This window comes from Clostridium psychrophilum (genome assembly GCF_018861705.1).
Lineage (GTDB): Bacteria > Bacillota > Clostridia > Clostridiales > Clostridiaceae > Clostridium_AD > Clostridium_AD psychrophilum.
In genome coordinates this window covers 1-2825 of the sequence record NZ_JAHLEC010000202.1, presented here as the reverse complement: position 1 = coordinate 2825, position 2825 = coordinate 1, and the positions used below count along the sequence as shown (strand labels likewise).

The following is a 2825-nucleotide window of genomic DNA, read 5'->3' as shown; positions in this document are numbered from 1 at the left end:
TTTCTGATTTTGTCCACCTCATTTCTTAGTCATGAGGTTTTATTATACTATATTCTTTTTGGGACATAATCAAATTCGGTATAATAGGACATTATCACAATTCGATCATAATAATTCAATAGTTTTTGGAAAAAATTATTGACATAAGGATTTGTTTGCAATACAATTATTTTAATAAATGCAATGATGAGAAGAGTAATAAGACTAAATGTTAAAAGAGAGCTGAAGATGGTGGAAGTCAGTAGCATGCTAGTTTATGAACATGGCCTCTAAGCAGATTGTTTTAGTAAAAACGTAAAAAGTATACTAAAAAGTAGACTTTTTAATTTTATTATTGAGATAATACGGGTTCAACCGTTATATTGACAGGTGATAATAATCACCTATTGAGATTCTTACAGTGATGTATGAATGAATTAGAGTGGTAAAACGTTAAATACGTCTCTAAACAGAAATTTTTCTGTTTAGAGGCTTTTTCTATTTCCCAGGCAATAATAGCAAGCAAGATTATTGTAATTTAAAGTTAAATATGATGTGAATAAAAGCAAAGACCTATAAATAATTTAAATACGAGAGGCAGGAGAAAATTATGACTAAAAAAACTTTTTATATTACTACACCAATTTATTACCCATCAGCGAAGTTACATATTGGGAATACTTATACAACAGTTGCAGCTGATGCAATTGCTAGATTTAAGAGGCTCACAGGTTATGATGTAATGTTCTTAACAGGGTCAGATGAACATGGTCAAAAAATTCAAAGAATAGCCCAGGAAAAAGGAGTTACTCCAAAAGAGTATGTAGACAAAGTAGTAGCTGGTATACAAGAACTATGGAAGATGATGGATATAAGCTATGATAAGTTTATAAGAACTACAGATGAATATCATAAAAAAGCAGTTCAAAAAATATTTAAGCAATTATATGATCAAGGTGACATATATAAGGGCGCATATGAAGGATGGTATTGTACCCCATGTGAATCGTTTTGGACAGAAACTCAAGCAGTAGATGGGAAATGCCCTGATTGTGGAAGACCTGTAGAGAAAGCAAAGGAAGAAGCATACTTTTTCAAAATGTCAAAATATGCTGATAGACTTATAAAATATATAGAGACTCATCCCGAGTTTATACAACCAGAATCAAGAAAAAATGAAATGATAAATAATTTTTTAAAACCAGGTCTTCAAGATTTATGTGTTTCAAGAACAACCTTTGACTGGGGAATACCTGTAGAATTTGATCCAGGACATGTTATATATGTATGGGTAGATGCTTTGGCAAACTATATAACGGCGCTTGGATATAATGGAGAAGATACATCTCTTTTTGATAAATTTTGGCCAGCCGATGTACATCTAATAGGAAAAGACATATTAAGATTTCATACAATTTATTGGCCAATAATGCTTATGGCATTAAATTTACCTCTTCCAAAACAAGTATTCGGTCATGGATGGCTTCTTTTTGATGGTGGAGTAAAAATGTCAAAATCTAGAGGAAATGTAGTAGATCCAGTAATACTCGTTAATCAATTTGGAGTGGATGCTGTAAGATATTATTTGCTTCATGAAATACCGTTTGGGTCTGATGGAATATTTACTAATGAAATATTTATAAAGAAAACAAATTCAGACTTAGCTAATGATTTAGGAAACTTATTATCTAGAACAGTAACTATGATAGAAAAATATTTTGATGGTGTTATACCAAAACCAGCAGAAAAAGCTGATGTGGATAATGAACTTATTCGACTTGCTCTTTCAATTCCAGGTAAGGTAGAAAGTGCTATAGATGATCTTAAAATTCCTGAAGCACTTGATCATGTTTGGACATTAATTAGAAGAACTAATAAATATATAGATGAAACCACACCATGGATACTTGGAAAAGATGATACAAAAAAAGAAAGATTAGGTACAGTATTATACAATTTAGTAGAATCATTAAGAATGATATCAGTATTAATATCAGCCTTTTTGCCTACTACAAGTAAAAAAATAAATGCTCAAATAAATGCAGACGTTATTACTTGGGACAGTTTATCATCATTTGATGGAACAACTCCTGGAACTAAAGTTAATAAAGGAGAAGTTATGTTCCCAAGAATAGATGTAGAAGCAAAAATAGAAGAGCTTGATAAGCTTGTAGAAGAGCAAAAAAAATTAACAATGAAATCTACTATGGAGCCAGTAAAAGAAGAAATAACTATAGAAGATTTTAATAAAATAGATATGAGAGTAGTTAAAGTATTAGAATGCGAGCCTATGAAAAAATCTAAAAAGCTTCTTAAATTAAAAGTTGATTTAGGTGGAGAAGTAAGACAAGTAATTTCAGGAATAGCTAAGAATTATAAGAGTGAAGATTTAATTGGTAAGTATGTAGTACTAGTAGCTAATCTAAAACCTGTCACTTTAAGAGGTGAATTATCACAAGGAATGATTATTGCAGCAGCAACAGAAGATGATAGCAAGATATTTGCAATATCAGTGCCTGGCGAATTGCCTACTGGAAGTACAGTAAGATAATTTTGATTTAAAAGCATGAAGTGCTAGTAAATTAGACTTCATGTTTTTGTCTTTTCACTTAAGTACTTAAAGCAGTTTTGTGTCACACAATTTTAAAAACTAAAGATTTATAGCAAGTTGAAACAACTAATATTGACAATTACAAAGGGCAAAACAATTAATAATTGGGTTGTACTACGAGAAATAGGATAGTGTTAACTATCTTATGAAAAAACATTAACTGGAATAATTAGGATGTGGATTTTGGATTGTAACTCAAAAATATTAATAGAAATATCTCAAGACATGTGTACTA

At 30.5% G+C, this 2825-nt stretch carries 1 protein-coding gene; it reads left to right on the top strand.

The genetic code is table 11. The annotated features are described in order from the left end of the window. The first annotated feature begins 586 nt into the window (after window positions 1-586). On the top strand, window positions 587-2530 hold the full coding sequence (gene metG, locus KPL38_RS18875) for a methionine--tRNA ligase (RefSeq protein WP_312884281.1): 1944 nt from the start codon (window positions 587-589) through the stop codon (window positions 2528-2530). Window positions 2531-2825 lie beyond the last annotated feature (295 nt).